Raw genomic sequence first — 22,852 nt, 5'->3', positions numbered from 1 at the left:
GGGAGCTATTCGCTGCCACTTAAGCCTGTGCGTTTGCACCTGCAACGATCTCGGAAATCTCTTGTGTAATGGCTGCCTGACGAGCACGGTTGTAGATCAATGTGTAACGGTTGATCATATCCGTAGCGTTGTCGGTTGCGTTGCCCATTGCTGTCATACGGGAACCTTCTTCGGAAGCCTTCGCTTCCAGAAGCGCACTGTAAACCAGTGTTTCCGCGTATTTTGGCAACAGATCGGCCAGTACTTCTTCCGAGGACGGCTCGTACTCGTAATTGATTGCGCGCACATCAGTGCTCTCGGGAGCTTCCAACGGCAGCAAACGTTTTACGGTAGGTATTTGCGAAATTGCACTTTGGAACTTGTTGTAGCACAGGTACAGTTCGTCAATTTGTTCATTCGCGAACAGTTGAACCGCCGCACCGGCAATTTTCTTGATATCAGCAAAGGCAGGGCTGGCTGGCAGACCTGTAACCTCTTCCATAATCGGGTAGTTCCGTTTATTGAAGAAATCGCGACCTTTACGACCGATCACAAAAATACCGTACTCATCCTTGGACTTGTGCTTTTCACCGATCGTTGTAATCACAGCACGAAGCATGTTGGCATTATAACCACCCGCAAGACCACGGTCAGAAGTGATAACAATGTAACCAGTCTTTTTCACTGGACGTGATTGAAGCATCGGATGCTTGGAACCAGAAGTACCGCTTGCGATGCTCGCAATCACTTCCTGGATTTTATCCGCATACGGACGTGCTGCCTCAGCCTTCTCCTGGTTACGGCGAAGCTTTGCAGCCGCCACCATTTTCATCGCTTTCGTGATTTGACGCGTATTTTTTGTACTTTTGATACTGCGTCGAATCTCACGTATTCCTTTAGCCACTCGTTTTCACCACCTTGAGGACGCATGTCCGGGCCCTCAGCCCGGCATGCATCTGATGTCTATCAGGTTAACGATTAGCGAGTTACCGAAAAGCCTTTTTTGAACTCTTCGATCGCTGCGTTGAATTCTTTTTCATCTGGGAGCTCATGCGTCGTACGGATATGCTCCAACAGTTGTGGTTTGTTGGAATCCAGGTAGGACAGAAGCTCCTTCTCAAAGCGGCCTACGTCTCCTACTGGAATATCATCCAGGAAACCTTTTGTTGCTGTATAAATAGAAGCAACTTGCTTCTCAACAGGCATTGGATCGAACTGGCCTTGTTTCATGATTTCCATCAAGCGCTCACCACGGGTCAAACGAGCTTGGGTTGCTTTGTCCAGGTCAGAACCGAACTGAGCAAATGCAGCAAGCTCACGGTATTGAGCCAACTCAAGCTTGAGTGGACCTGATACCTTTTTCATCGCCTTGATTTGCGCCGAACCACCTACGCGGGATACGGAAAGACCAGTATTTACTGCAGGACGTTGACCTGCATTGAAAAGGTCTGTCTCAAGGAAGATCTGACCATCGGTGATGGAGATCACGTTCGTTGGAATGTATGCAGAAATGTCACCCGCTTGGGTTTCAATGAACGGCAGAGCTGTAATAGAACCGCCACCCAGATCATCAGACAATTTCGCAGCGCGCTCCAGCAAGCGGGAGTGCAAGTAGAAAACGTCACCAGGGTATGCTTCGCGGCCTGGAGGACGACGGAGCAACAGGGACATTTCGCGGTATGCAGAAGCCTGTTTAGACAGGTCATCGTATACGCACAGAACGTGTCCGCCCTTGTACATGAAGTATTCACCCATTGTTACACCACAATAAGGAGCCAGGTACAGCATTGGAGCTGGGTCAGATGCTGTAGCGGAAACGATGATGGTGTACTCAAGAGCTCCTGCTTTACGCAGGGTTTCTACGATGTTTGCAACGGTGGATTGCTTTTGACCGATAGCAACGTAGATACAAACCATGTTTTTGCCTTTTTGGTTGATGATCGTGTCGAGCGCCACGGATGTTTTACCCGTTTGACGGTCTCCAATGATCAACTCACGTTGGCCACGTCCAACTGGAATCATCGCATCGATTGCTTTGATACCAGTTTGGAGCGGTTCGTGAACGGATTTACGCGCCATAACACCAGGAGCTGGGCTCTCGATCGGGCGGAAACCATCGTTTGCGATTGGGCCCAGGCCATCGATTGGTTGACCCAGTGGGTTTACTACGCGACCAAGCATCGCTTCCCCAACTGGAACTTCCATTACGCGGCCGGTACGTTTTACAGTATCGCCTTCCTTAATATCGCGGAAAGGTCCCATAATAACGACACCCACGTTATCTGCTTCCAAGTTGAGTACCATACCCATTACGCCATTTTGGAACTCGAGGAGTTCACCTTGCATGGCTTTTTCCAAACCGTGAACGCGGGCGATACCGTCACCTACCTGGATAACAGAGCCTACATCCACAACTTCGATTTCAGATTTAAAGTTAGCGATCCGCTCTTTAATGAGGGAGCTAATCTCTTCTGGTCTGATTGCACTCACTTAATTCACCCCATTCATCCAACTTCTTAAAGAGCCATCGAACTTTACGCGTGATGCGCAAAGGTTTCCAACTTCGTTTTCAGGCTGCCATCATAGAGACGGTCGCCGATCTTGATAATAATGCCGCCGAGAATCGTAGGATCTACGATGGCTGTTAGACGCAGCTTTTTGTTCAGTGTTTGACCGAACTTCTCAGCAAGCTCCGCTTGTTCTTCAGCGGAAAGCGGTTTTGCACTTGTAACTGTCGCCTCAGCGAAGCCACGTGCATCGTTTGCCAATTGAACGAAAGAGCTGTAGATATCAGACAGCTGAACCTCGCGTCCATTTTCAATCAGGACGTTCAAGAAGTTGAAGCTCTCTTCACCTACGTGGCTTTTGAACAATTCTTCAGCCAGCTTGCTTTTCGCATCTGCTGCAATGTGCGGGTGCTGCATGATCTTTTTCAGATCTTCGTTTCCTTCAACAGCCTCCACAATCGCACCAAGGTCAGCTTCCACCTGATCAATCTTTCCACGCTCGCTCGCTACTTCAAAGAGAGCGCGAGCATAACGTTTCCCTACTGCGCTACTCATAAGCGATCTCCCACTTGTGCGAGAAATTTATCAACAGTAGATTTTTGAGCAGCTTCGTCCAGTTCTTTTTCGATAATCTTGGAAGCCAAGAGTACGGAAAGACTAGTCATTTGCTCACGCAGTTCGAGTTTTGCCTTTTCTACTTCACGAGCCAGTTCAGCACTTGCGTCCGCTTTCATACGCTCGGATGCAGCTTGTGCTTCAGCTACGATTTTGCTTGCTTCATCAGACGCTTGCTTTGCAGCACGGTCAATGATTGCTTTGGACTCAGAGCGAGCTTCATCCAACACGCGGCGTTGTTCCGCGAGCAGTGCTTCTGCCTCAGTGCGATTGCGTTCAGCTGAGGAGATTTGGCTTTCGATATGCTGACGACGCTTTTCCATGATACCCACGATTGGGCCCATAGCTAATTTACGAACAAGCAGCAACAACAACAAGAATACAATTGCTTGGGTTAAGAGCGTTCCCCATTCCAGGGAGACAGCACCAAAGTCTAGCATTCGTTTCACTCCTTCCTGCGAAAAGAAAGATGTATCTTCAAGGTTCAGACCTTATATTCTTAGAAAACCTGGCTTCGCGTTTTTGGCGGAGCCATAGTTTTTCTTATGTCGACTGGTAAAATCATACGTTTCCAATCGACCAAAAATAGAGGCGGGTAACAAGCGCCCGCCTATGTGTTACTAGTTGCTCGCTTACAGACGACCGTAAAGGATGAAACCGATCGCAACAGCGATAATCGGAACTGCCTCTACCAGACCAAGACCCAGGAACATGAGACCCATCAGGTTACCACGTGCTTCTGGTTGACGAGCTACGCCTTCAATTGTACGAGAAATTACCAAAGAGTTACCGATCGCTGCACCAAGAGCAGCCAGACCAAATACGATACCAATTGCTAATGCCAAACCTTCCATTGTTTAAAAACCTCCTTAGTGTTGTAAAACCGAGAATGAAATACGGAAATAGCTGATTAATGATCTTCGTTCACTTGCTGTGACAGGTAAACCATCGCCAGCGTTGTAAAAATGAACGCCTGTACAGAACCGACGAACACGGAGTAGCCCAGCCATACGAACAACGGAATGCTACCGAAGATTCCTACACTGAGCAGGAATGAGATCAAAACCTCACCTGCAAAGATGTTACCGAATAGACGCAAAGGAAGCGTCAGCGGCTTAATGATGAACTCCTCCAAGATGTGAATCGGGTTCAGGAATGTATGTTTCAACCATCCGCCAAAGCTCTTCTTGATTCCCAAATAGTGTGCGTATAGAAGAACGATGAACGCCAGAGCGAAGGTTACGCTCGGAGTTGCGGTTGGCGATTTCCACCAGCCAATGACTACACCGTGAGAGTGCGGATCGCTAGAAGTCAACTCTTCCTCCAGCTTAGCCATCTTTTGCTTCTTCATATCTTCACTCGTGGAAGCTGTCAACATGTCTTTGACCGGTTGGCTAACTTCAAGACCATCAACATCCTGGTGAGACGTATTTACGTTAAAAACAAGTCCCAACTGGTTGCCAAGGAAAATATACAGGAACAAAGTGAGTGCTAAGGACACAAAACCCGCAGCCTTCTTTGGTGAGATATAGCTTTTTGTAATACCAGTTACAAAGTCAACAATCCATTCCATCACGTTTTGCGCGCCGCTTGGAGTAGCGGAGGTTAGATTGCGACTCATACCGATACACATAAAGAGTACCACCAGAGAGGTTACCAAAATCATGAGAATAGTGGAGATGTCGAATACCATGCCCAACCATTCAAATCGCAGAGAATAATGCATGTATTTCACCCCTTTCTTCCGCGCGAGTATGTTTCATAAGCTACATCATAAAGAAAGAATCCCTACTATCTACTATCTATTTAAAGGAGCGATACACAAAAAGGAAACTGAGAATCTGAAAGAGGAACAAACCAATCAGCACTCCAGCGAGTCCGAACAAGTGGGGAAAACGCATGGTCAAGAAGACAGCAAATCCTGCAACAACAAGGCGTTGTAGCATGCCAGTCCCTTTTGGTCGAACACTTGGATCGACAGCCATCTGACCGATACGCCAAGTTTTGCTAAAGAGGACTGTTCCATTCACGAGACTTCCAGCCATCCCAAGCAGGAGGCTTTGCAGAAAAAAGCGATACGATGGCAACACCGCCCACAGTATTGTAGCGATTGCCATACAGAAAAAGGCATAGCGAAAAGTGGCTCGCATAGCCGAAGAAAACGTTTGCATGTCCCATCTCCCTAGAGGTAACCGCGAACAATGCGGTAGACGCTGTACACGCCAATACCTAATCCTGCGAGCAATCCAACCATCAGAAACAGAGGGTTGGTAGCAAAGAAGCCATCCAGGTATTTCCCTAGAAGAACCCCGCCGATGACACAAACGGCCATGTCGACACCAATAAGGGTGACTAACGTGATAGCCCGCCAAGGATTATCAATTTTCGACACAGAGCAACATTCTCCTTTCATACATAAGGAGAGGGCAGGTGTCAAGTACCCCTTTGCCCTCATCCATATTAACGAAGAATTATTCCCTTTGTCAATGTTCGGCTTCGTCTGTACACAAAGCGTTCACAATTGAAACTTTATATTTTTTCAATAATGGTAGCAACCCCTTGACCACCGCCAATACACAGCGTTGCTAACCCATATTTTACCCCGTCGCGTTTTTGTAATTCGTGAACAAGTGTAACCAAAATTCTTGCCCCGCTTGCACCAATTGGATGACCTAAAGCGATAGCTCCACCGTTAACGTTCAGCTTTTCCCGATCGATTTCAAGTGCTTTTCCAACAGAAAGGGACTGGACGGCAAATGCTTCATTCGCTTCTATCAAATCCATGTCGGATAATGACAGTCCGGCTTTCTCCATGACTTTTTGTGTCGCAGGAACAGGGCCATACCCCATAATGCTAGGATCGACACCCGCGCTTGCATTGGCAACAATACGTGCGATCGGCTTCACACCCAGCTCATCGGCTTTTTCACGAGACATGATTAATAGAGCAGCTGCGCCATCATTGATACCCGATGCGTTACCTGCTGTTACTGTTCCATCCTTTTTAAATGCCGGCTTCAGCTTGCCTAACATCTCAGCTGTCACACCTGCACGCGGGAATTCATCTACTGAGAAAAGTACAGGATCGCCTTTTCGTTGCGGGATCGCTACGGGTACAATCTCATCTGCAAAGCGTCCAGAGGCGAGTGCTTGCTGGGCTTTTTCTTGGCTCCAAGCGGCAAACTCATCCTGCTCTTCGCGTCCGATCTCGTATTTGCTGCACAGGTTTTCTGCGGTGATCCCCATATGATAATCATTGAATGCACACCATAAGCCGTCGCGAATCATCGAGTCTACGACCTTTTGATCGCCCATGCGATATCCGGAGCGAGCTCCCTCCATCAAATAAGGCGCCTGGCTCATGTTTTCCATGCCTCCTGCGAGTACCACGTCGGCATCTCCGCTTGCAATCGCCTGAACAGCCAGATGAACAGCCTTGAGACCGGACCCGCAAACCTTGTTAATCGTCAAGGAAGGCACTTCATTCGCAAGACCTGCTTGGATCGAAGCCTGACGAGCAGGATTTTGACCGAGACCTGCGGAGAGAACATTCCCCATGATCACTTCATCTACCGAATCCTTGGATACGCCTGCACGCTCAAGCGCTGCTTCCAGCACGACTGCCCCCAGCTTGGTGGCACTGACACCTGCTAGTGACCCTTGAAAGCTTCCTATCGCAGTGCGCACGGCACTCACAATAACGATCTCGTTATGACTCATCTATTACACCCCTTACGAACAGGATAGTCAACCTTCATATGATTCCCTCTTTTTTTACAAATTCCTGCAAGAAATCGCTTTCTTTTGGAAACTTATCAGTAAATACAAATCGTCACACTCTCATGCGAGGAGAATGTGACGGAGACGACTGCGATAGTACCGTAATAAGCGATCCACAGCGTGGTATTTTCGCTCGTTTGCTTCCTTCCTATTATGCGCGCTTCCCGTGCACGTACATGATATCATACGTTACGGGTATGCCTTGCTCACTTTTGTATTGCTGCTCATAGTTTTCCATCATCGCAAGCATGAGCTTCCTGCGCCCCAACCCAGCCGCCTGATCGCGGCTCGTATTGGCACCGATCGCTTTGACCGAATAGAGGAAGTCTCGTACCGATGGATATGTCAGGATAACCTTTTGGGTCGTTACATGAATATCCTCAAAGCCGCCATTCTCTAGCATCTGAATCCATTGACCTGCATCCAAGAGGACCAAACCGTGTCGGACGCTCTCCTCCCCCAAATTGGCATGTGCCCGTGTGAACGAATCGTGCAGCTCACAAAAGGTAGCCGTTCCAAACGTCGAAAAAAAGAGAGACCCGTCCGGTCGCAGCAATCGAAAAAGCCCACGTAGAGTACGCTCCGGCTGCATGAACCATTGAAAGCACACGCCGGACAGGATCAGGTCTTTGGACTTTTCCTGCTGATTCCATACCCACTCTTCGGCATCGCCTTGAAAAAATGTGCACGATAATTGAAGCACGTCCATTTGCTCTTGTGCTTTTTGCAGCATACCAGGCGCCACATCCAGCGCCTCATAGCTTGCCTTGTAAAAATGCGCGCGTGCCAAATGTGTCAAGCCACCTGTTCCACAGCCAATTTCAAGAATATGTCTGATGCTCCTCAGGCGAGCCGATTCCTTTATCATCGCAAGTAATCCTGCAGCCATTTCTTTTTGCACCAATGCGTACTTTTCATAGGATTCTGCCTTTGCACTAAAACGGCTGCTGACGACTGAGCTCCCCATCCATTCCCACCATCCTTTTTATCGCTTCGCTAATCACGTCTGGGTAGATAACAGGTGGAGCATGACCACAACCGACTATCGGCAATAATGAAGCACCTGGTATGAGCGCAGCAAGCTCTTCCCCTGCTGCCAGCGGACAAATGACGTCCTCTGTCCCATGAATCACGAGAGTAGGACATGCCAGAGTGGAAAGTAACGGACAGCAATCCTCCTCGCACAAATATGCAAGTCCGGCTACTAATGACTGTAGACTCCACTCTGAACCCGATAAAATAGGTTCGGGCAAACCAGCTGCTAGCTTCCGGTCTTTTTCAGTCAGCATCCTTTTCACAAAATCCGTCATGACCCGCTCACGCTCCTGCGGCAACAACTGCTTCATACGCAGTAGCAAGGCCTGGCGGAGCGATTCGCACCAGCTGTTCTGCCAAAAGAATGGACGGTACGTTGGCCATGCCCAGCAATGTAGAATGCGCCACCTGACCTAACTGCCGGGTTATGGCTTCGTTGAGCTCTGGAACATTGTGACCATGGACATTGAGCCAAACGGAAGAAAATCCGTCGTAATACGCACGTCCGTTCACATCAAATAGCTTGATGCCTTCTCCTCTGGCAATAATCAGTGGATCCTCTGCCACGTAATCCTTCATTTGCGTAAAAGGATGCCAGAGGTACTTCTTGTTTTTGGAAGCAAGCTCATCATACGAATATGACAACCAAATCACCTCTTTAGTTAACATATATTTGTTAACTAATATTTTAAAATGGTTAACTTATTTCCGTAAAGAGTTTTTCTTCCAGAACCCAAAAAGACCAAGCCCCTTTTTCAGGTAGCTTGGTCTTTTTCCATATAACTCTTTATTTCGTTTGATGCAAAATCCGGTACAACGCCACAACGCATACAGCACGGCTTGTTGCACTGTTCGGCTGATATTTTCCACTTACTGGATCGATCAACCCAAGACCGACCATGTTGGTAATGGACGCAGACGCCCAGGATGGCCACGTTCCCTTATCAGAAACTGTCTTTGCTGCTCCCTTTTTGTTCAAAAGGCGATCCAGAATAACAGCTGCTTCCGCTCGAGTTACAGTCTGATCCGGACGGAAGGTTTTATCTGCATACCCTTTTACCAGACCCTTGGAGACGGCAACCTGCACAGCTCCTTGCGCATAAGCAGGCACCTTGTCCTTGAAGTTTAGTTTAGGTGTAGCAGGGAGATCCCATTCAAATGTCCGAGCCAGCAAAGTCACAAACTGTGCTCTGGTCAAAGAAGCGTTCGGGCCAAAGGTCGTTTCGGTCAGTCCTTTTACGTACCCTTTTTCCGCCATGTAGCTGATTTCTGCTTTAGCAGGGTGGTTCTCAATATCGACAAATGGCGTTGCTCCTGTACCTGCGTTGTCCAAATAGTACGGTACGTATTTGCCATAGCTGTTTACTTCATATACCCACTGACCCTGTGCGTTGACAGTGCCCAGAAGTGGATCAAGTGTTTGATTGGCTTCATTTACAAACAGCAGCCCAATTCCTTTGCCTGCAATCCATTGCTTCGGTGCAAGCGTAAAGTGGAGTGGCGATGTTGAAATTTGGTCTTCTTGACCAGCCTTCAGATCGCCCGGCTTGATCGTAAAGGAGTAATCGGCTGGTACATAGCCAGGGAGTGACTGTGTCACAATCGAATCAATCTCCACTGTTGCGCTCTCCAGGAATGCTGCTGCATTGACCATGGAGTAGTTCAGATCCAGCTCTTTACCCAATGAGATGCTTCCTGGCAGCTCAGGGACAACTGCTGTATCGCTTGGCTGACCTGTCTGGTTCGGCAGCAGAAGCGAGAATTCATCGAAATACAGCGTTCCTTTATCTTGCGTGATTCCATCGTCTGGCTGGTCAACGACGTACACACTCTTCAGTTGCAATGGATAAGCGACTCCGCTTGGGAAGTATCCTTTGACCTGCTTCCAGCCTGTCCAGTCGATTTCTTTTGCGAGATCGACGTACACGCTCTTGCCGTTTGCATCAATCGCTTCAGCTCTTAGCCAATGTCCACTGTTGTCGCCATTCACCCATAAGCCTAATCCTAGAGGCTTGCCTGGAATCGCAACCGGACTTGAGCCTAGGATGCCATACGCAAAACGCATTCCGCTGCTTGGTGCTCCTGAGAAGTTGTACACTAGCTTGGCTGCTTTCTTCGTTCTGAATACTTGGTCGGTAACGGTCGTAAAGGAACCACTGGAGCTGATGCTTGCTGGATTTCCTGCATGGTACATGCCCGTCAGGTTGTCAAAAGTGAGCCATGGCTCTTCAAACTGTCCAACCGCGATTGGTACGTTGGTAGACACACCGTCATAGGTGATCGTCACAGTAGCATTTCCAGGTACGTTTCCTGCTACCAGCTGGAGCTTATCATTTATCGTAGCAATGTCAGAATTGATGCTAGCCTGTACGCTCAAAGGCGTTGCTTGTACGACAGAACCTTTCTTTGTCTTGATTTTCACGTCAAGATTCAGGGCTTGTCCCGGTGCGATCGTCAGAGGATTTGGCGATACGACGATTTGCTGGACATCATTTCCAGAAATCACATGAATCTCTTTATTTTGCGACACATTACCCAGTCGTGCTGTCAGAGTAATCTGTCCCGAACGAGCAGGTGTAAAATGCTGTCCATTTACCGTTCCAGCTTCTGACTGACTGGAATCCCATGTGACGTTGGACGCATTAATCGCATACGGCTGGTAATGCGAATCATACCCTTTGGAAGCTGTTAGCGGAATGCTTTGACCAATCAGCACATCGGATGGTACATCAATTTGGAATCCTCTTAATTCTCCTGGCGGTGCTGTGTTGTAAACAGCAAGCCCGGTAGGAACGCGTCGTTCTGACCCGCCACTTGGTTTGTTGGACAAAGTGGCATATGTATCTCCCAGTGATCTGGTTGACAATGTCGTTGAGCCACCACCATCAAAGTTGACTGCGCGATACGAGCCCAGCTCGGCCATGACTTTTGCCAGCTCATCGAGGTAAACCCCATTGCTTCCATCAATCGTGACCATGTAGAGCGTTTTTCCGTCCTGAGAAACCCCGACAGCTGTACGAGCCGTAATCGATGTGATTGATTTATCTGCCTGGAAAGAGGTCAATGCTTTTCCCTGGTCCACTAGCAGCACGTTGCCGCCAACCGCCTGCGTCAAACCAATATTTTGAGGCGTCGTCTGGTATTCAGCCACTGCGCTGGCACCAACAGGGAGGTTTTGCTTGAGAAAAGCAGCTGCCTCTCCATGTCCCCACAGAACGAATCCATTATAAGGGATAGGAGCTCCAGGCTGGTTCATGCGCACTTCTTTGACAACATGGTCAACGACAACTACTTCGACAACATCCTTGTAGCCCGAAATCGCGCCGAGGCTTGTTTTACCAAAAGCAGGTGTATACAGATTCAGCTGGTTTTGGTGACTTTTTCGGCCGTCGCTCGGATTGTAATCTTCCTTGTTCACACCCTGCAGCGGATAAGTCGCGCCACTACCTGTCGTTACCTTTCCACCAAAGCCGAACTTGTCAATAAAGGCTGTTTTGTCACCTTTAAGTCCCAAGCTGTACCAGTACGAGATCAACCCCATCGATGAGATCGTCTGCTCGTCCTTCACAACGATACCAAACGGCGCACCGCGTTTGGACATATTGAAAAAGTCAGCATTTATCGCAGCTACTGCACCCGTTTCCCGCGCCATTTGGGTTACGGTTTGTCGATCAGTCAGCTTGCCTGCCGTCCCGTACACCGGCTTCACTTCTACATACTGATTGTTCAGATCCACCTTGGTTACCATTACGGTAATGGGCTTATCCGCAAAAGATTTCGTGTATTTGAGTAAAGTGGTCCCCTCTCCAATCGGGGTCTGCCACACCATTTGTAATGCGCTGCTTTCCGCTCTAGCCTGTGCAACATTCGTCGCAAGCGGCGCAAACGGAACAAAAGCTCCCCAGGCCATTGTCGTAGCCGTGAGCAGCGTCACTATTTTTCGCGCTCTCATATTGGTGACTCCTCTCCATTTTCCAATCTTGTGTCTGTAAGTTATGTAAAGGTACAACTAAAGTATAGACGCATCATAGTGGGTGATAGTTTCGCGTAATCGTTATATTCACAATTAGAAAAACATACCAAATATATAACAACTGGCAAAAAAAGAAAACCCACCCGGTTACTTGAATAAACCGGATGGGTTCTCACAGCTTGATGACGCTTAATTTAGAGGCATATTATTCAGGTTGATTAATGACCAGCCCGAAAAGGTTCTGGACGCTCCGCACGCATTCCGAAATGATGCAAGATCGCTTCTACAATTCGTCTGGACGCTTCCCCATCGCCGTAAGGATTAGCTGCATGTGCCATGGCATTGTACGCTTCCTGGTTGGTCAGCAGTTCCTTTGCCATCGCGTATACCTCTGCTTCATCCGTACCTGCCAGCTTCAAGGTCCCAGCTGCAATACCTTCCGGACGTTCTGTGGTATCACGTAGCACCAATACTGGCACGCCAAGAGAAGGAGCTTCTTCTTGTACTCCGCCAGAGTCAGTCAAGATCAGATGAGCACGACGTGCAAAGTTGTGGAAATCAGTCGCATCCAATGGATCAATCAGCTGAATGCGGTCATGACCACCAAGCAGTTCTTGTGCTACTTCCTGCACAGCCGGATTCAAGTGAACAGGATAAACAACCGCGATTTCCGGATGCTCGTCCACGAGTCTTCTAACCGCACGGAAAATTTGGCGCATCGGCTCACCCAGGTTCTCGCGACGGTGCGCAGTCATCAGCACCAGCTTGTGATCACCTACACGGTCCAGCACTGGATGCGTGTAATTTTCACGTACAGTTGTTTTCAGCGCATCAATCGCCGTATTACCAGTAATGTAGATGCGCTCCTCTGGCTTGGCTTCACGGCGCAGATTGTCTGCAGAGCTATCTGTTGGTGAAAAATGCAAGTCTGCCATGACACCGGTCAATTGACGATTCATCTCTTCCGGGAACGGTGAGTACTTGTCCCACGTACGCAAGCCAGCTTCCACATGCCCGATTGCCACTTGGTTGTAAAAAGCAGCCAGACTGGCAACAAAGGTTGTAGATGTATCACCGTGAACCAAAACGATGTCCGGCTTCACTTCCTTCATTACCGCATCCAGACTTTCCAGCGCACGGCTAGTCAGACCAACGAGTGTTTGTCTGTCCTTCATAATGTTCAAGTCAATGTCCGGCTTGATTTCAAAAATCTCCAGCACCTGATCGAGCATTTGGCGATGCTGGGCGGTCACGCAAACGATAGATTCTATTTCTTCGCTGTGCTTGTTTAGCTCGTGCACCAGCGGAGCCATCTTGATCGCTTCCGGGCGTGTGCCGAATACCGTCATTACTTTACATGTTTTCATTGGTTTTTCCCTCTCCAACTACTTCGTGCCGTACAAGCGGTCTCCCGCATCCCCCAAACCAGGCACGATGTATCCATGGTCATTTAAGTATTCATCTATAGCGGCTACGTAAATATCAACATCTGGATGCTCATCCTGCACCATTTTGATTCCTTCTGGAGCAGCAATGAGACACATCAGCTTCAGGTTTTTCGCACCGCGTTTTTTCAATGCAGTAAGCGCAGCAACAGCAGATCCGCCCGTTGCCAGCATTGGATCTGTTACGATCAGTTCGCGCTCAGCGACATCGGAAGGCAGCTTGACGTAATATTCCACTGGCTGCAATGTCTCTGGATCACGATAAAGACCTACGTGTCCTACCTTTGCGGCTGGAATCAGCTTCATCAGACCGTCTACCATACCAAGACCTGCACGCAGAATCGGTACCAGACCTACTTTTTTACCAGCAATTACATTCGATTTACAAGTAGCTACTGGCGTCTCGATTATTATTTCCTCGAGCGGCATTTCACGCGTGATTTCATAGCCCATCAGCGTAGTTACCTCGTCCACCAGTTCACGAAATTCCTTGGTTCCCGTATTCTTGTCACGGATAAACGTAACTTTATGCTGAATTAGTGGATGGTCAAACACATATACACGGCTCATTTAAGCTCCTCCGTTTCCCTATCAATGCATCTTTTTCATAATAGCGAAGGAGTGTGCCGCCGTCAATTTGCCCAATCTTCATTCTTTTATTGTACAAAAAGACAGGCCCGCATGAAAAAACTCCATGGGGCCTGCTATAAGTAGCGTCTATTAGATATTCAAGCCTTCGTACATTGGGTAGCGTTGGCACAAAGCTGCCACACGTTGACGTGCTTCTTCGTGTTTCGCTGCGTCTTCTGGATTTTTCAAAGTGAGTGCGATGATCGCTGCTACTTCTTTCATCGCCTCTTCGTCGAAACCACGGCTAGTCACAGCTGGGGTACCCATACGAACACCGCTTGTTACAAACGGGCTTTGCGTATCGTAAGGAATGGTATTTTTGTTTGTTGTGATGCTGACTTCATCCAGAAGATGCTCAGCTACTTTACCAGTCAAACCGATTTTGCTTACATCAATCAGTACGAGGTGGTTGTCGGTTCCATCAGATACGAGAGTCAAGCCTTCTGCTTTGAGCGCTTCTGCAAACGCACGTGCATTTTTCACGATATTATTTGCGTATTCTTTGAAGTCAGCTTGCAGTGCTTCACCGAAGGAAACCGCTTTTGCCGCGATTACGTGCATCAATGGTCCACCCTGTACACCTGGGAATACGGATTTGTCGATTGCTTTTGCAAACTCTTCCTTGCACAGGATCAAACCGCCGCGTGGACCACGCAGTGTTTTATGTGTAGTGGAAGTCACGAAATGCGCATGTGGAACTGGATTTTGATGCACTCCTGCTGCTACCAGACCAGCGATGTGCGCCATATCTACCATGAAATATGCGCCTACTTCATCAGCGATTTCACGGAACTTGGCAAAGTCGATCGCACGTGGGTATGCACTTGCACCTGCAACGATCAGCTTAGGCTTATGCTCCAAAGCTTTGGCACGGACATCATCATAGTTGATCAGATGAGTTTCTTGGTCTACTCCGTACTCTACGAAGTTGTACAGCGTACCGGAAAAGTTTACCGGGCTTCCGTGAGTCAAGTGGCCACCATGGGACAGGTTCATTCCGAGGACAGTGTCGCCTGGCTGCAGAATGGTGAAGTAAACAGCCATGTTCGCTTGTGCGCCAGAGTGTGGTTGCACGTTTGCATGCTCAGCGCCAAACAGCTCTTTTACACGATCGCGAGCGATGTTCTCAACGATGTCTACGTATTCACATCCGCCATAGTAGCGACGGCCTGGATAGCCTTCTGCGTATTTATTAGTCAGTACAGTGCCCATTGCTTCCATAACGGCACGGCTAACGAAGTTTTCAGATGCAATCAGCTCAATCTTGTCGCGCTGTCTTCCCAATTCCAGTTGAATGCCTTCCAATACTTGTGGGTCCTGTTTACGCAAAAATTCTAGCATGATTTATCTCTCCTCCTTGAATATGGGCTTGGACTGATTTGAAAGCCCTCTTTAGGTACAGCTATCAGTAGGGGGTGTAGCTTCGTATACCGCTCGGGCGCCACCAATCAGCTTGGGTCTTGTAGAAGCGGCTGTAACATGCGCTTCTCCCACGCTGCGCAGCGTAGGGCGAACAGGTACCGCGACATGCTTCAAATGCATGCCGATAAAAGTATCGCCGATGTCAATTCCGGCATGAGCCTGGATATGCTCGACTACCACGGGGTCCGTCATCTGTAAAAAGGCATGAGCTGCCATGGAACCACCTGCTGTAGGAACCGGAACAACCGAAACCTCTTCCAGTCCTTTGCGCTCCATTACCTCACGCTCCAACACCAGCGCTCTGTTCAAATGTTCACAACATTGAAATGCAACAGCAAAACCAAGCGGCTCCTGTGCAGTACGAATCCCTCGATAAATCGCGGCCGCTACGTCTTTGCTGCCTGCTTTGCCAATATGATTTCCGAGAACTTCGCTGGTACTGCATCCGATCACCATGATTTGTCCTGCCTTGATGTTAGCAAGACGAGCCACTTCTGCGACTATCTCATGCACTTGATTTTCGACGGCGGACAGATCCACTTACTTCCCTCCCGCGTGCTTCTCTTCAATCTGGGTGATCTTGTCCACACGGCGTTCATGGCGTCCACCCTGAAATTCTGTTTCCAACCAAATTTTCACGATATCGAGTGCAAGTCCAGGACCAATGACACGCTCACCCATAGCAAGTACATTTGTATTGTTATGCTCACGGGTTGCTCGTGCAGAGAACGTGTCGTGTACCAAGGCACAGCGGATACCAGGAACCTTGTTGGCTGCAATCGACATGCCGATGCCTGTCCCACACACCAAAATTCCACGATCAAACTGGCCCGCAGCCACTTTTTCAGCTACTGGCAAAGCATAATCGGGATAGTCTACCGATTCCTCACAAGTACAACCGAAATCTTCCGTTTGGATGTTCATGGAGGTAAGGAGTGTCTTGATCTCTTCCTTTAGCTTATATCCACCGTGATCAGCAGCAATCGCCACTTTCATCTGTCATCCCTCGCTCGTTTTATAATCCTAATCATTATACATCAAAATGCGCCAAGTAAAAAGTGAACATTTTTACTTCAAATCAAAATAATGTTCGTGCTATCGACATAAAACAAGGTCCTGGCTCTCTGCCAGCACCTCATTCAGCTCCCAATTCACGAAAACGCGGGTGTTGCAGCATCCCAAACAGCCTGTCCAACGATTCCTCAATTTCCTCTGCACACAGCCGATAATCTTCAAGTGCGCCCCCGAACGGATCAGCAATATCAGTTATCCCTTCTACACCAACGAACTCTCTCAGCGTATACACCTTGGGCAGCGCCAAAGGAAAAAAGGTTTGAATCGCGTGCTTGTGACTGTTCGTCATCGTTAATATGACATCCGACCAGTCGATTAACCCCTCATCCAGTCGGCTTGATGTATGTGCGTGCTCGATTCCTCGTTCATCCAATACTTGCTTGGCGTGCAAGGAAGCCTCTTGTCCAGGAAAAGCCGCTACTCCAGCCGAGCGTACTTCATAGCCTCGACCTGCTGTTTTTGCACGAAACATCGCCTCTGCCATCGGGCTACGGCACGTATTCCCTGTGCAAACAAACAATATGCGCTTCACGAAACGCCCCTCCTTGTGTCCAGCAGCTTTGTGCAGTCGTTATGATCGCCTATAAGATAAATTTTAACCCAAAACAAAACAAAATAAGCCCACCTACTAGTTCGCTGTAATCCCCCAGCCATCCTCCCACGCTTTTTCCAAGCAATAGGCCAAAGTATGACATAGCTCCTCCCATAATACCAAAAAGAGCGATCGCCAAAATCCTGTTTACTTCGATTAAGCCAAATGAGAACCCAACGGTAAGAGCATCCAGACTGACGCTGAATGCAAAGAGCAAGAGCCCGAATCCTTTTGTTTTCAAGACACTGCGTTGATCTCCATGGATAAAACCGTTCCATAGCATATGCATGCCGATGGCCATCAGGACCCCACCGCCAATAAAAACGGCTATGTCCCCGACCAAATCGGATAAATACGCACCAACAAAAATCCCAATCACAGGCATAGCGATGTGGAAAAGCCCGATTGTAATACTCACCTTCAAAATTTCCCTCAAGCGGATTCCTACCATGCCTACGCCGATCCCGAGTGAAAAGGCATCCATACTTAAGGCAAAGGCAATCATGAGCAAGGTCAAAAATTGCCCCCATTGAAACAAGACCTGATCCAATCCGCCTCCCCCTCCTTGTCTCTTCACCTTATGCGGACAAGGAGGAGTTTAGACGCTTTATACGGATAGAATTCGACCGCCTGCAGCCTTTTCTAACCGATTCATAACAGCCATACCCAAGCCATCACGCGAGAAGGTTTCTCCCACTATGAATTGAACCTGGCAATCATCAAAATCACGCAATACAGCATACAGCTGCTGCGCTACCTCTTTCAAATCAGCGTGAGAGCCAACCGAGCGGACGACATCAGCTTCCGGCTGCTGGTTCCAATAAGAGAGCGATTCTTCCGTAGCGAGCACACCCGTTTTTTGACCATGCTGTTTGGCTTCGCGCAGCATTTCGGTCATTTTTTTCCGCACGTGATCAGCTTCACCCGTTACCAGCCACAGCTCACCTTCAGGAGCATAATGAGTATATTTCATCCCAGGAGCACGAGGGGTTTCTACTGCTCCCACCTGGAAGGACGGGTCCAGCGCAACTGTTCCGATCACCGCTTCCATCTGCTCACGGGTAATTCCACCTGGCCGCAAAATGATCGGTGGGTCGACAGTTACATCGATCACTGTTGATTCCACTCCCACACCTGTAGCTCCTCCGTCCAGAACACCTGCTACTCTGCCTTCCAAATCAGTGAGCACATGGGCAGCAGTCGTAGGGCTTGGACGTCCAGAACGGTTGGCACTGGGAGCGGCAATCGGTACGCCAGCTTCCTCAATAATAGCAAGTGCTACCGGATGATCCGGCATGCGTACACCGACAGACTCCAGACCAGCCGTCACCAAGGATGCTACCCGATCTGTTTTTGGCAGGATAATCGTTAACGGCCCTGGCCAAAAAGCATCCATGAGCTGCTTGCCTTTTGTCGGAATCTCCCCAGCTACTGTAGCCAGCTGCTCCATAGCACCTATATGAACAATCAGCGGATTGTCGCTCGGTCTGCCTTTTGCTAGAAATATTTTTTCCACAGCTTCGTCGGATAATGCATTCGCTCCCAATCCATATACCGTCTCAGTAGGAAAGGCTACGACTTCTCCAGCGCGCAGAAGATGCGCGGCATCCACAATCTGTGTACAACTCCGGAGTTTTTCCACAGTATTTTCCACATCGTTATCCACAGACCAGACTTTTGTCATTTGATTTGTTTCCATCGTGAAAATATCCTTTCTCTAGCTCGTTTCATAATAATTGAGTGCCTTTAGTATAGTTGTGCAGGTAAAAGTTTTCAACAGCCTGTGGGTAACTTGTGAATAACTTTATCCCATGTACGTGGAAAACATGATTGTTACCTGTTTTTAACTTATTTTTTCTGAGCTCTGTAGTAAGATGAGCTTAGAAAAAAATCTACCTGTCCTCATGAAAGGATTGTGAATCGATATGTCATCCTTTAAATCCGCTGCTACAAGCTTTCTCGGAACTGCTGTCCTACTCACAGCTGTAGCTGTTCCAGCACTTGCTGCCCCTGCTGCTACTTCTCCCGCTAAACCAGTTGCTCCTGCTGTCCAAGTGCAAAAACCACAGGCACAAGGAGTTGTCATCACTCCTAAAACCATTTTGTCAGAGACGAAAGAACATGCCATCAAAGTAAATGTTCCTGTCATCAGCGGTCTCGAAGATAAAGCATTCCAGGCACAATTGAATGCTGCTCTGCTCAAACAAGCCCAAGATGCGATAGCAGAAACCCAGCAGGGAGCAAAGGAAAATGCCGCAGACGCTAAGAAATACGGCTATGATTTGCGACCTTATGCCCTCGATATTTCCTATGAAGTCCAATCCATCGGCAAGCTCGTTTCGTTTTCGGTTCAAACCTATGTTTATACTGGCGGGGCACATGGGATGACGGATGTAACTTACTACACCATTGCCAATCAGCCAAAAGCAAAGCAGCTGACTTTAAGTGATTTGTTTCAGCCTGGCTACAACTACCGCACGATTTTAAATCAATTGATTAAGCAACAAATTAAGGAAGTGAACGCAAAGGAAGGATTTGAAGTCTACTCGTTTGAAAGCATTGCTGACAACCAATCCTTCTCGTTTGAAAAAGGAAATCTGGTCATCCATTTCAGTCAATACGAAATTGCGCCGTATGCTGCAGGAATGCCTTCCTTTACAATTCCTGCTCATCGCTTCCAAAATCTCTTGAAACCGGATATTGCAGCACTGCTGAAGTAAACGTCTTCTATACGCGTACACACAAACGACACCTGACATTTGCTCGGTGTCGTTTGCTTTTTCTAAAACTTTACGAGAACCAGCTCTCCAGCTTTTCCCACAGATAAAATCTGACCTGAACTTCAGGAGCTGGTGCAGGCTCTACCTTCTCCATGGAAATGCTTGTTTGCTGTTGCTCTGGCTCCAAACGAGCTTGGCGCCACTGCTGCAATTCTGAAAGCGAGCTGTCCGCAGAGCTGATCGAGGAGGTGGTCTGCGAAACAGGATTGCCCTCTGACAAGTTGTCTGAGTCTTCCGTCTGCTCCGTGCTCACTTCCGCTGCTGCCGCAACTGCATCGCCGTTGGACATATCGATAAAGCAGAGTGGCGGGAATAGTACGCACCACCAGTTTTGTCCTTTTGCTTCCCCGATTTGTACACGCAGGGCCTCATAATTTCCAGCAGGATACACATAAGAACCGTACAATTTGGTCGGAAAAGGCACTTGGCCGAAATCTACTACAGCTGTATAGGAAAATCCACGTTCACGTATGGTTTTGTCTACCACTCCCTGCAATACGGGCAAATTAGCCTCAACGACCTCCTGCGCTTCCTCAAAAGACTTGATATCGTCAGCCCATGTTTCCATCTGAGCAATGAGTGCATCCCGTACTTCACGCTTCAACCATTGATCCTGAACCGAGTCACTATTGGCAATGATGCGCAACCGAATTGATTCCTGAGGGATCGGCCCATTATCCAAAACATTAGCCGAAGTAAGCTGTCCCTCCCAGCTCATCATAAGCACAATCAACGTAAATCCTAAAAGTAGCGTCCGTTTCATATTCTTCCGTCTCCCTCTCTACTGATCTTCCGAGTCTCTTTTTCTCTTCTTAGGATCAGTATGGACAGAAGCTTCGAGATTCAAACGTCGACTAACGAATATTCACGCAATTTCAGCAAAAAGACGGCGAGTGGACTATGCCTCTACCGTCTTACACCGATAACAACCCGCTCAATTCCAGCCAAATCATTGACGATGCTCACGGTTTCAATAACACCTGAGCCTGTCATCAAATCTGCTACATCTCTTGCCTGATGAATCCCTACCTCAAAAGCTACAATTGCTTTCGGCCCTAGTATCTGGGGCAAGGACTCACACAAGCGCCGATAGAAAACAAGTCCGTCCGCGCCCCCATCCAAAGCCATCCGCGGTTCATAGACGCGTACCTCCTCGTCCAGCTCATCCACATCACGACTCGGAATATACGGCGGATTGGAAACCATAATATCAACTTGGTCACCAGCCTGCAGGAGTGGCTCTACCAAATCCCCCTGTAAAAAACGGACAGTAGCGCCTAATCTTTCTGCATTTTCCTTCGCAATGGCGGTCGCTTCCGGTGACAGGTCCACTGTCGTTACATTCCAGTGCGCTCGCTCGCTAGCAATGGTAATACAAATCGCTCCACTGCCGGTACCGATATCGGCGACTGACAGCTTTTCATCTGCTTGCCACAGCTCATCTGCCAGTCTGAGAACCTGCTCGATCAAAATTTCTGTCTCCGGACGAGGAATCAGCACACCAGGACGGACATGGAACACACGCCCATAAAACTCCTGGGAACCAAACATGTACTGAAGTGGTTCAGACTGCGCACGCCGCTGGCAAAGCGCATCCAATCGCTCGATTACATCGCTCGAGATAGGCTCCATCTGTGAGATCAAAAACCGGGTACGGTCTAAGTCCAGGCAATGCCTGATCAACAGCTCCGCTTCGAATATAGGGTCTTTTGCTCCGTGCTCCCGCAAAAACGAAGAAGCCCGCATTTGGGCTTCTCGAATCGTTTTGACATCAGACCAATCAAGCGGAGTGTGCATGGCTTTTCAAAAGCTCCGTTTGTTCATGCATGATGAGGTTATCGATCACTTCATCCAGCTCGCCTTCCAGAACGGATTCTAGACGGTGCAGTGTCAAACCGATGCGGTGGTCGGTTACACGGCTTTGCGGATAGTTGTACGTACGGATGCGCTCGCTGCGGTCGCCAGTACCAACCAGGCTTTTCCGCGTAGCATCTGCTTCCGCATTTTGCTGCTGCATGTAAAAGTCATACAGACGTGCACGCAATACGCGCAGCGCCTTGTCTTTATTCGAATGCTGGGACTTCTCATCCTGACAGGAAACCATGATGCCTGTAGGAATATGCGTCACACGCACCGCCGACTTGGTGGTGTTAACGCTTTGTCCACCAGCTCCACTGGAACAGAAGGTGTCGATGCGGATGTCTTTTTCATGTACTTCCACTTCCACGTCTTCTGCTTCTGGCAGAACCAGTACGGTTGCTGTAGACGTATGAATACGTCCGCCAGATTCAGTCGCCGGGATACGCTGCACACGATGGGCACCGCTCTCGAATTTCATTTTGCTATAAGCACCGCGACCGCTGAGGGAGAATACGATCTCCTTGTAGCCGCCGATATCGGTAGGACTTGCTTCCAACACCTCGATTTTGAAGCCATTACGCTCTGCAAAACGTGTATACATACGGAAAAGAACAGCTGCAAACAAGGCTGCTTCCTCACCGCCTGCCGCACCGCGCACTTCCACGATCACGTTTTTGTCGTCGTTAGGGTCTTTTGGAAGCAGCAAGATTTTCAAGCGCTCTTCCAATTGCTCCTTGCGTGCAGTCAATTCGCTGATTTCCAGCTTAACCATTTCACGCATTTCATCATCGAGCTTTTCTTCCTGCATGGCTTTGGCATCATCCATCTGACTTATAACTGATTTATATTCACGGTATGTTGTTACGGTTTCTTCCAACGATGACTGTTCTTTGGACAGCTCGCGCAAGCGCTTTGTATCACTAATGACGTCGGGGTCACATAGGAGATTGGTTACCTCTTCAAAACGCTCTTCAACAGCAGATAAGCGTGTAAACATTGTATTTCACCCCACAACAAAGAATGACTAAAAAAACAATCATAACAGATAAATTATAGGAGGAAAGTAGAAATAAGTCAAAGCGCATTATTTTACTGGGAATCTTTTTCAATATACAAAAACAGGCCCGGGATTCCCGAGCCTTTCTACACGCTTCCCTTTT

Annotated in this window: 24 protein-coding genes and 1 pseudogene; 1 reads left to right on the top strand and 24 read right to left on the bottom strand. The window is 48.4% G+C overall.

The genetic code is table 11. The annotated features are described in order from the left end of the window. Nucleotides 1-19: 19 nt before the first annotated feature. The 21 genes and pseudogenes from atpG to SB752_RS12740 form a co-directional block, all read right to left on the bottom strand. Entirely contained in the window at nucleotides 20-883 is an 864-nt protein-coding gene (gene atpG / locus SB752_RS12840; RefSeq protein WP_049740875.1) for an ATP synthase F1 subunit gamma, read from the bottom strand. Between the two features lie 74 nt (nucleotides 884-957). After that, on the bottom strand, nucleotides 958-2,469 hold the full coding sequence (gene atpA, locus SB752_RS12835) for a F0F1 ATP synthase subunit alpha (protein ID WP_410716022.1): 1,512 nt from the start codon (nucleotides 2,467-2,469) through the stop codon (nucleotides 958-960). Between the two features lie 44 nt (nucleotides 2,470-2,513). Continuing rightward, on the bottom strand, nucleotides 2,514-3,041 hold the full coding sequence (locus SB752_RS12830) for a F0F1 ATP synthase subunit delta (RefSeq protein ID WP_410716021.1): 528 nt from the start codon (nucleotides 3,039-3,041) through the stop codon (nucleotides 2,514-2,516). Continuing rightward, entirely contained in the window at nucleotides 3,038-3,541 is a 504-nt protein-coding gene (gene atpF / locus SB752_RS12825; protein WP_410716020.1) for a F0F1 ATP synthase subunit B, read from the bottom strand. Before atpF ends, SB752_RS12830 begins: the two co-directional genes overlap by 4 nt. Before the next feature lie 192 nt (nucleotides 3,542-3,733). Next, on the bottom strand, nucleotides 3,734-3,955 hold the full coding sequence (gene atpE, locus SB752_RS12820) for a F0F1 ATP synthase subunit C (RefSeq protein ID WP_049740871.1): 222 nt from the start codon (nucleotides 3,953-3,955) through the stop codon (nucleotides 3,734-3,736). Nucleotides 3,956-4,011: 56 nt separating this feature from the next. Next, on the bottom strand, nucleotides 4,012-4,827 hold the full coding sequence (gene atpB / locus SB752_RS12815; protein ID WP_410716019.1) for a F0F1 ATP synthase subunit A: 816 nt from the start codon (nucleotides 4,825-4,827) through the stop codon (nucleotides 4,012-4,014). Nucleotides 4,828-4,903: 76 nt separating this feature from the next. Next, the gene (locus tag SB752_RS12810) at nucleotides 4,904-5,272 is read right to left on the bottom strand and encodes an ATP synthase subunit I (protein ID WP_103109768.1); all 369 of its coding nucleotides are present in this window, start codon (nucleotides 5,270-5,272) and stop codon (nucleotides 4,904-4,906) included. Nucleotides 5,273-5,283: 11 nt separating this feature from the next. Then, complete coding sequence (locus tag SB752_RS12805) at nucleotides 5,284-5,493, bottom strand: AtpZ/AtpI family protein (RefSeq protein ID WP_084766038.1); 210 nt, start codon at nucleotides 5,491-5,493, stop codon at nucleotides 5,284-5,286. A 137-nt stretch (nucleotides 5,494-5,630) separates the two neighbouring features. Beyond that, nucleotides 5,631-6,821: an acetyl-CoA C-acetyltransferase gene (locus SB752_RS12800; protein WP_410716018.1), complete on the bottom strand. Its 1,191-nt coding sequence runs from the start codon at nucleotides 6,819-6,821 to the stop codon at nucleotides 5,631-5,633. 211 nt (nucleotides 6,822-7,032) lie between these two features. Continuing rightward, nucleotides 7,033-7,848, bottom strand: coding sequence for a malonyl-ACP O-methyltransferase BioC (gene bioC / locus SB752_RS12795; RefSeq protein ID WP_410716017.1), 816 nt, complete (start codon nucleotides 7,846-7,848; stop codon nucleotides 7,033-7,035). Next, nucleotides 7,817-8,191: an alpha/beta fold hydrolase gene (locus tag SB752_RS12790; RefSeq protein ID WP_410716016.1), complete on the bottom strand. Its 375-nt coding sequence runs from the start codon at nucleotides 8,189-8,191 to the stop codon at nucleotides 7,817-7,819. The genes bioC and SB752_RS12790 overlap by 32 nt, the downstream gene beginning before the upstream one ends. A gap of 34 nt (nucleotides 8,192-8,225) precedes the next feature. Then, nucleotides 8,226-8,585, bottom strand: a pseudogene (locus SB752_RS12785) (aminotransferase class III-fold pyridoxal phosphate-dependent enzyme); the annotation flags it as partial. Between the two features lie 118 nt (nucleotides 8,586-8,703). After that, the gene (locus tag SB752_RS12780; RefSeq protein WP_410716015.1) at nucleotides 8,704-11,868 is read right to left on the bottom strand and encodes a phosphodiester glycosidase family protein; all 3,165 of its coding nucleotides are present in this window, start codon (nucleotides 11,866-11,868) and stop codon (nucleotides 8,704-8,706) included. 239 nt (nucleotides 11,869-12,107) lie between these two features. Beyond that, nucleotides 12,108-13,256, bottom strand: a complete 1,149-nt coding sequence (gene wecB / locus SB752_RS12775; protein WP_410716014.1) for a non-hydrolyzing UDP-N-acetylglucosamine 2-epimerase — start codon at nucleotides 13,254-13,256, stop codon at nucleotides 12,108-12,110. A gap of 18 nt (nucleotides 13,257-13,274) precedes the next feature. Beyond that, nucleotides 13,275-13,904: a uracil phosphoribosyltransferase gene (upp, locus tag SB752_RS12770; RefSeq protein ID WP_410716013.1), complete on the bottom strand. Its 630-nt coding sequence runs from the start codon at nucleotides 13,902-13,904 to the stop codon at nucleotides 13,275-13,277. A 150-nt stretch (nucleotides 13,905-14,054) separates the two neighbouring features. Next, nucleotides 14,055-15,305, bottom strand: a complete 1,251-nt coding sequence (locus SB752_RS12765; RefSeq protein ID WP_410716012.1) for a serine hydroxymethyltransferase — start codon at nucleotides 15,303-15,305, stop codon at nucleotides 14,055-14,057. A gap of 51 nt (nucleotides 15,306-15,356) precedes the next feature. Continuing rightward, the gene (locus SB752_RS12760; RefSeq protein WP_410716011.1) at nucleotides 15,357-15,926 is read right to left on the bottom strand and encodes a TIGR01440 family protein; all 570 of its coding nucleotides are present in this window, start codon (nucleotides 15,924-15,926) and stop codon (nucleotides 15,357-15,359) included. Beyond that, nucleotides 15,927-16,382 carry a ribose 5-phosphate isomerase B gene (rpiB, locus tag SB752_RS12755; RefSeq protein WP_410716010.1) on the bottom strand — a complete coding sequence of 152 codons (456 nt, stop codon included), beginning with the start codon at nucleotides 16,380-16,382 and terminating at the stop codon, nucleotides 15,927-15,929. Nucleotides 16,383-16,521: 139 nt separating this feature from the next. After that, complete coding sequence (locus SB752_RS12750; RefSeq protein ID WP_410716009.1) at nucleotides 16,522-16,992, bottom strand: low molecular weight protein arginine phosphatase; 471 nt, start codon at nucleotides 16,990-16,992, stop codon at nucleotides 16,522-16,524. A 49-nt stretch (nucleotides 16,993-17,041) separates the two neighbouring features. Beyond that, the gene (locus SB752_RS12745; protein WP_410716008.1) at nucleotides 17,042-17,602 is read right to left on the bottom strand and encodes a manganese efflux pump MntP; all 561 of its coding nucleotides are present in this window, start codon (nucleotides 17,600-17,602) and stop codon (nucleotides 17,042-17,044) included. A 57-nt stretch (nucleotides 17,603-17,659) separates the two neighbouring features. After that, nucleotides 17,660-18,751, bottom strand: coding sequence for an L-threonylcarbamoyladenylate synthase (locus SB752_RS12740; RefSeq protein WP_410716007.1), 1,092 nt, complete (start codon nucleotides 18,749-18,751; stop codon nucleotides 17,660-17,662). Between the two features lie 226 nt (nucleotides 18,752-18,977). Between SB752_RS12740 and SB752_RS12735 the strand changes: the two genes are divergently transcribed. Further along, nucleotides 18,978-19,772: a DUF3298 and DUF4163 domain-containing protein gene (locus SB752_RS12735; RefSeq protein ID WP_410716006.1), complete on the top strand. Its 795-nt coding sequence runs from the start codon at nucleotides 18,978-18,980 to the stop codon at nucleotides 19,770-19,772. A 70-nt stretch (nucleotides 19,773-19,842) separates the two neighbouring features. On the opposite strand, the gene spoIIR is transcribed toward SB752_RS12735, so the two are convergent. The 3 genes from spoIIR to prfA form a co-directional block, all read right to left on the bottom strand. Next, nucleotides 19,843-20,595, bottom strand: a complete 753-nt coding sequence (spoIIR, locus tag SB752_RS12730) for a stage II sporulation protein R (RefSeq protein WP_410716005.1) — start codon at nucleotides 20,593-20,595, stop codon at nucleotides 19,843-19,845. A gap of 143 nt (nucleotides 20,596-20,738) precedes the next feature. After that, the gene (prmC, locus tag SB752_RS12725; protein WP_410716004.1) at nucleotides 20,739-21,629 is read right to left on the bottom strand and encodes a peptide chain release factor N(5)-glutamine methyltransferase; all 891 of its coding nucleotides are present in this window, start codon (nucleotides 21,627-21,629) and stop codon (nucleotides 20,739-20,741) included. After that, nucleotides 21,613-22,689 (bottom strand): peptide chain release factor 1, encoded by a 1,077-nt coding sequence (gene prfA / locus SB752_RS12720; RefSeq protein ID WP_410716003.1) that lies wholly within the window; start codon nucleotides 22,687-22,689, stop codon nucleotides 21,613-21,615. Before prfA ends, prmC begins: the two co-directional genes overlap by 17 nt. Nucleotides 22,690-22,852 lie beyond the last annotated feature (163 nt).

The organism is Brevibacillus sp. SIMBA_040 (assembly GCF_046535075.1).
Lineage (GTDB): Bacteria > Bacillota > Bacilli > Brevibacillales > Brevibacillaceae > Brevibacillus.
Note: the sequence above shows the minus strand (reverse complement) of the source record. Positions and strands in the feature narration are given on the sequence as shown.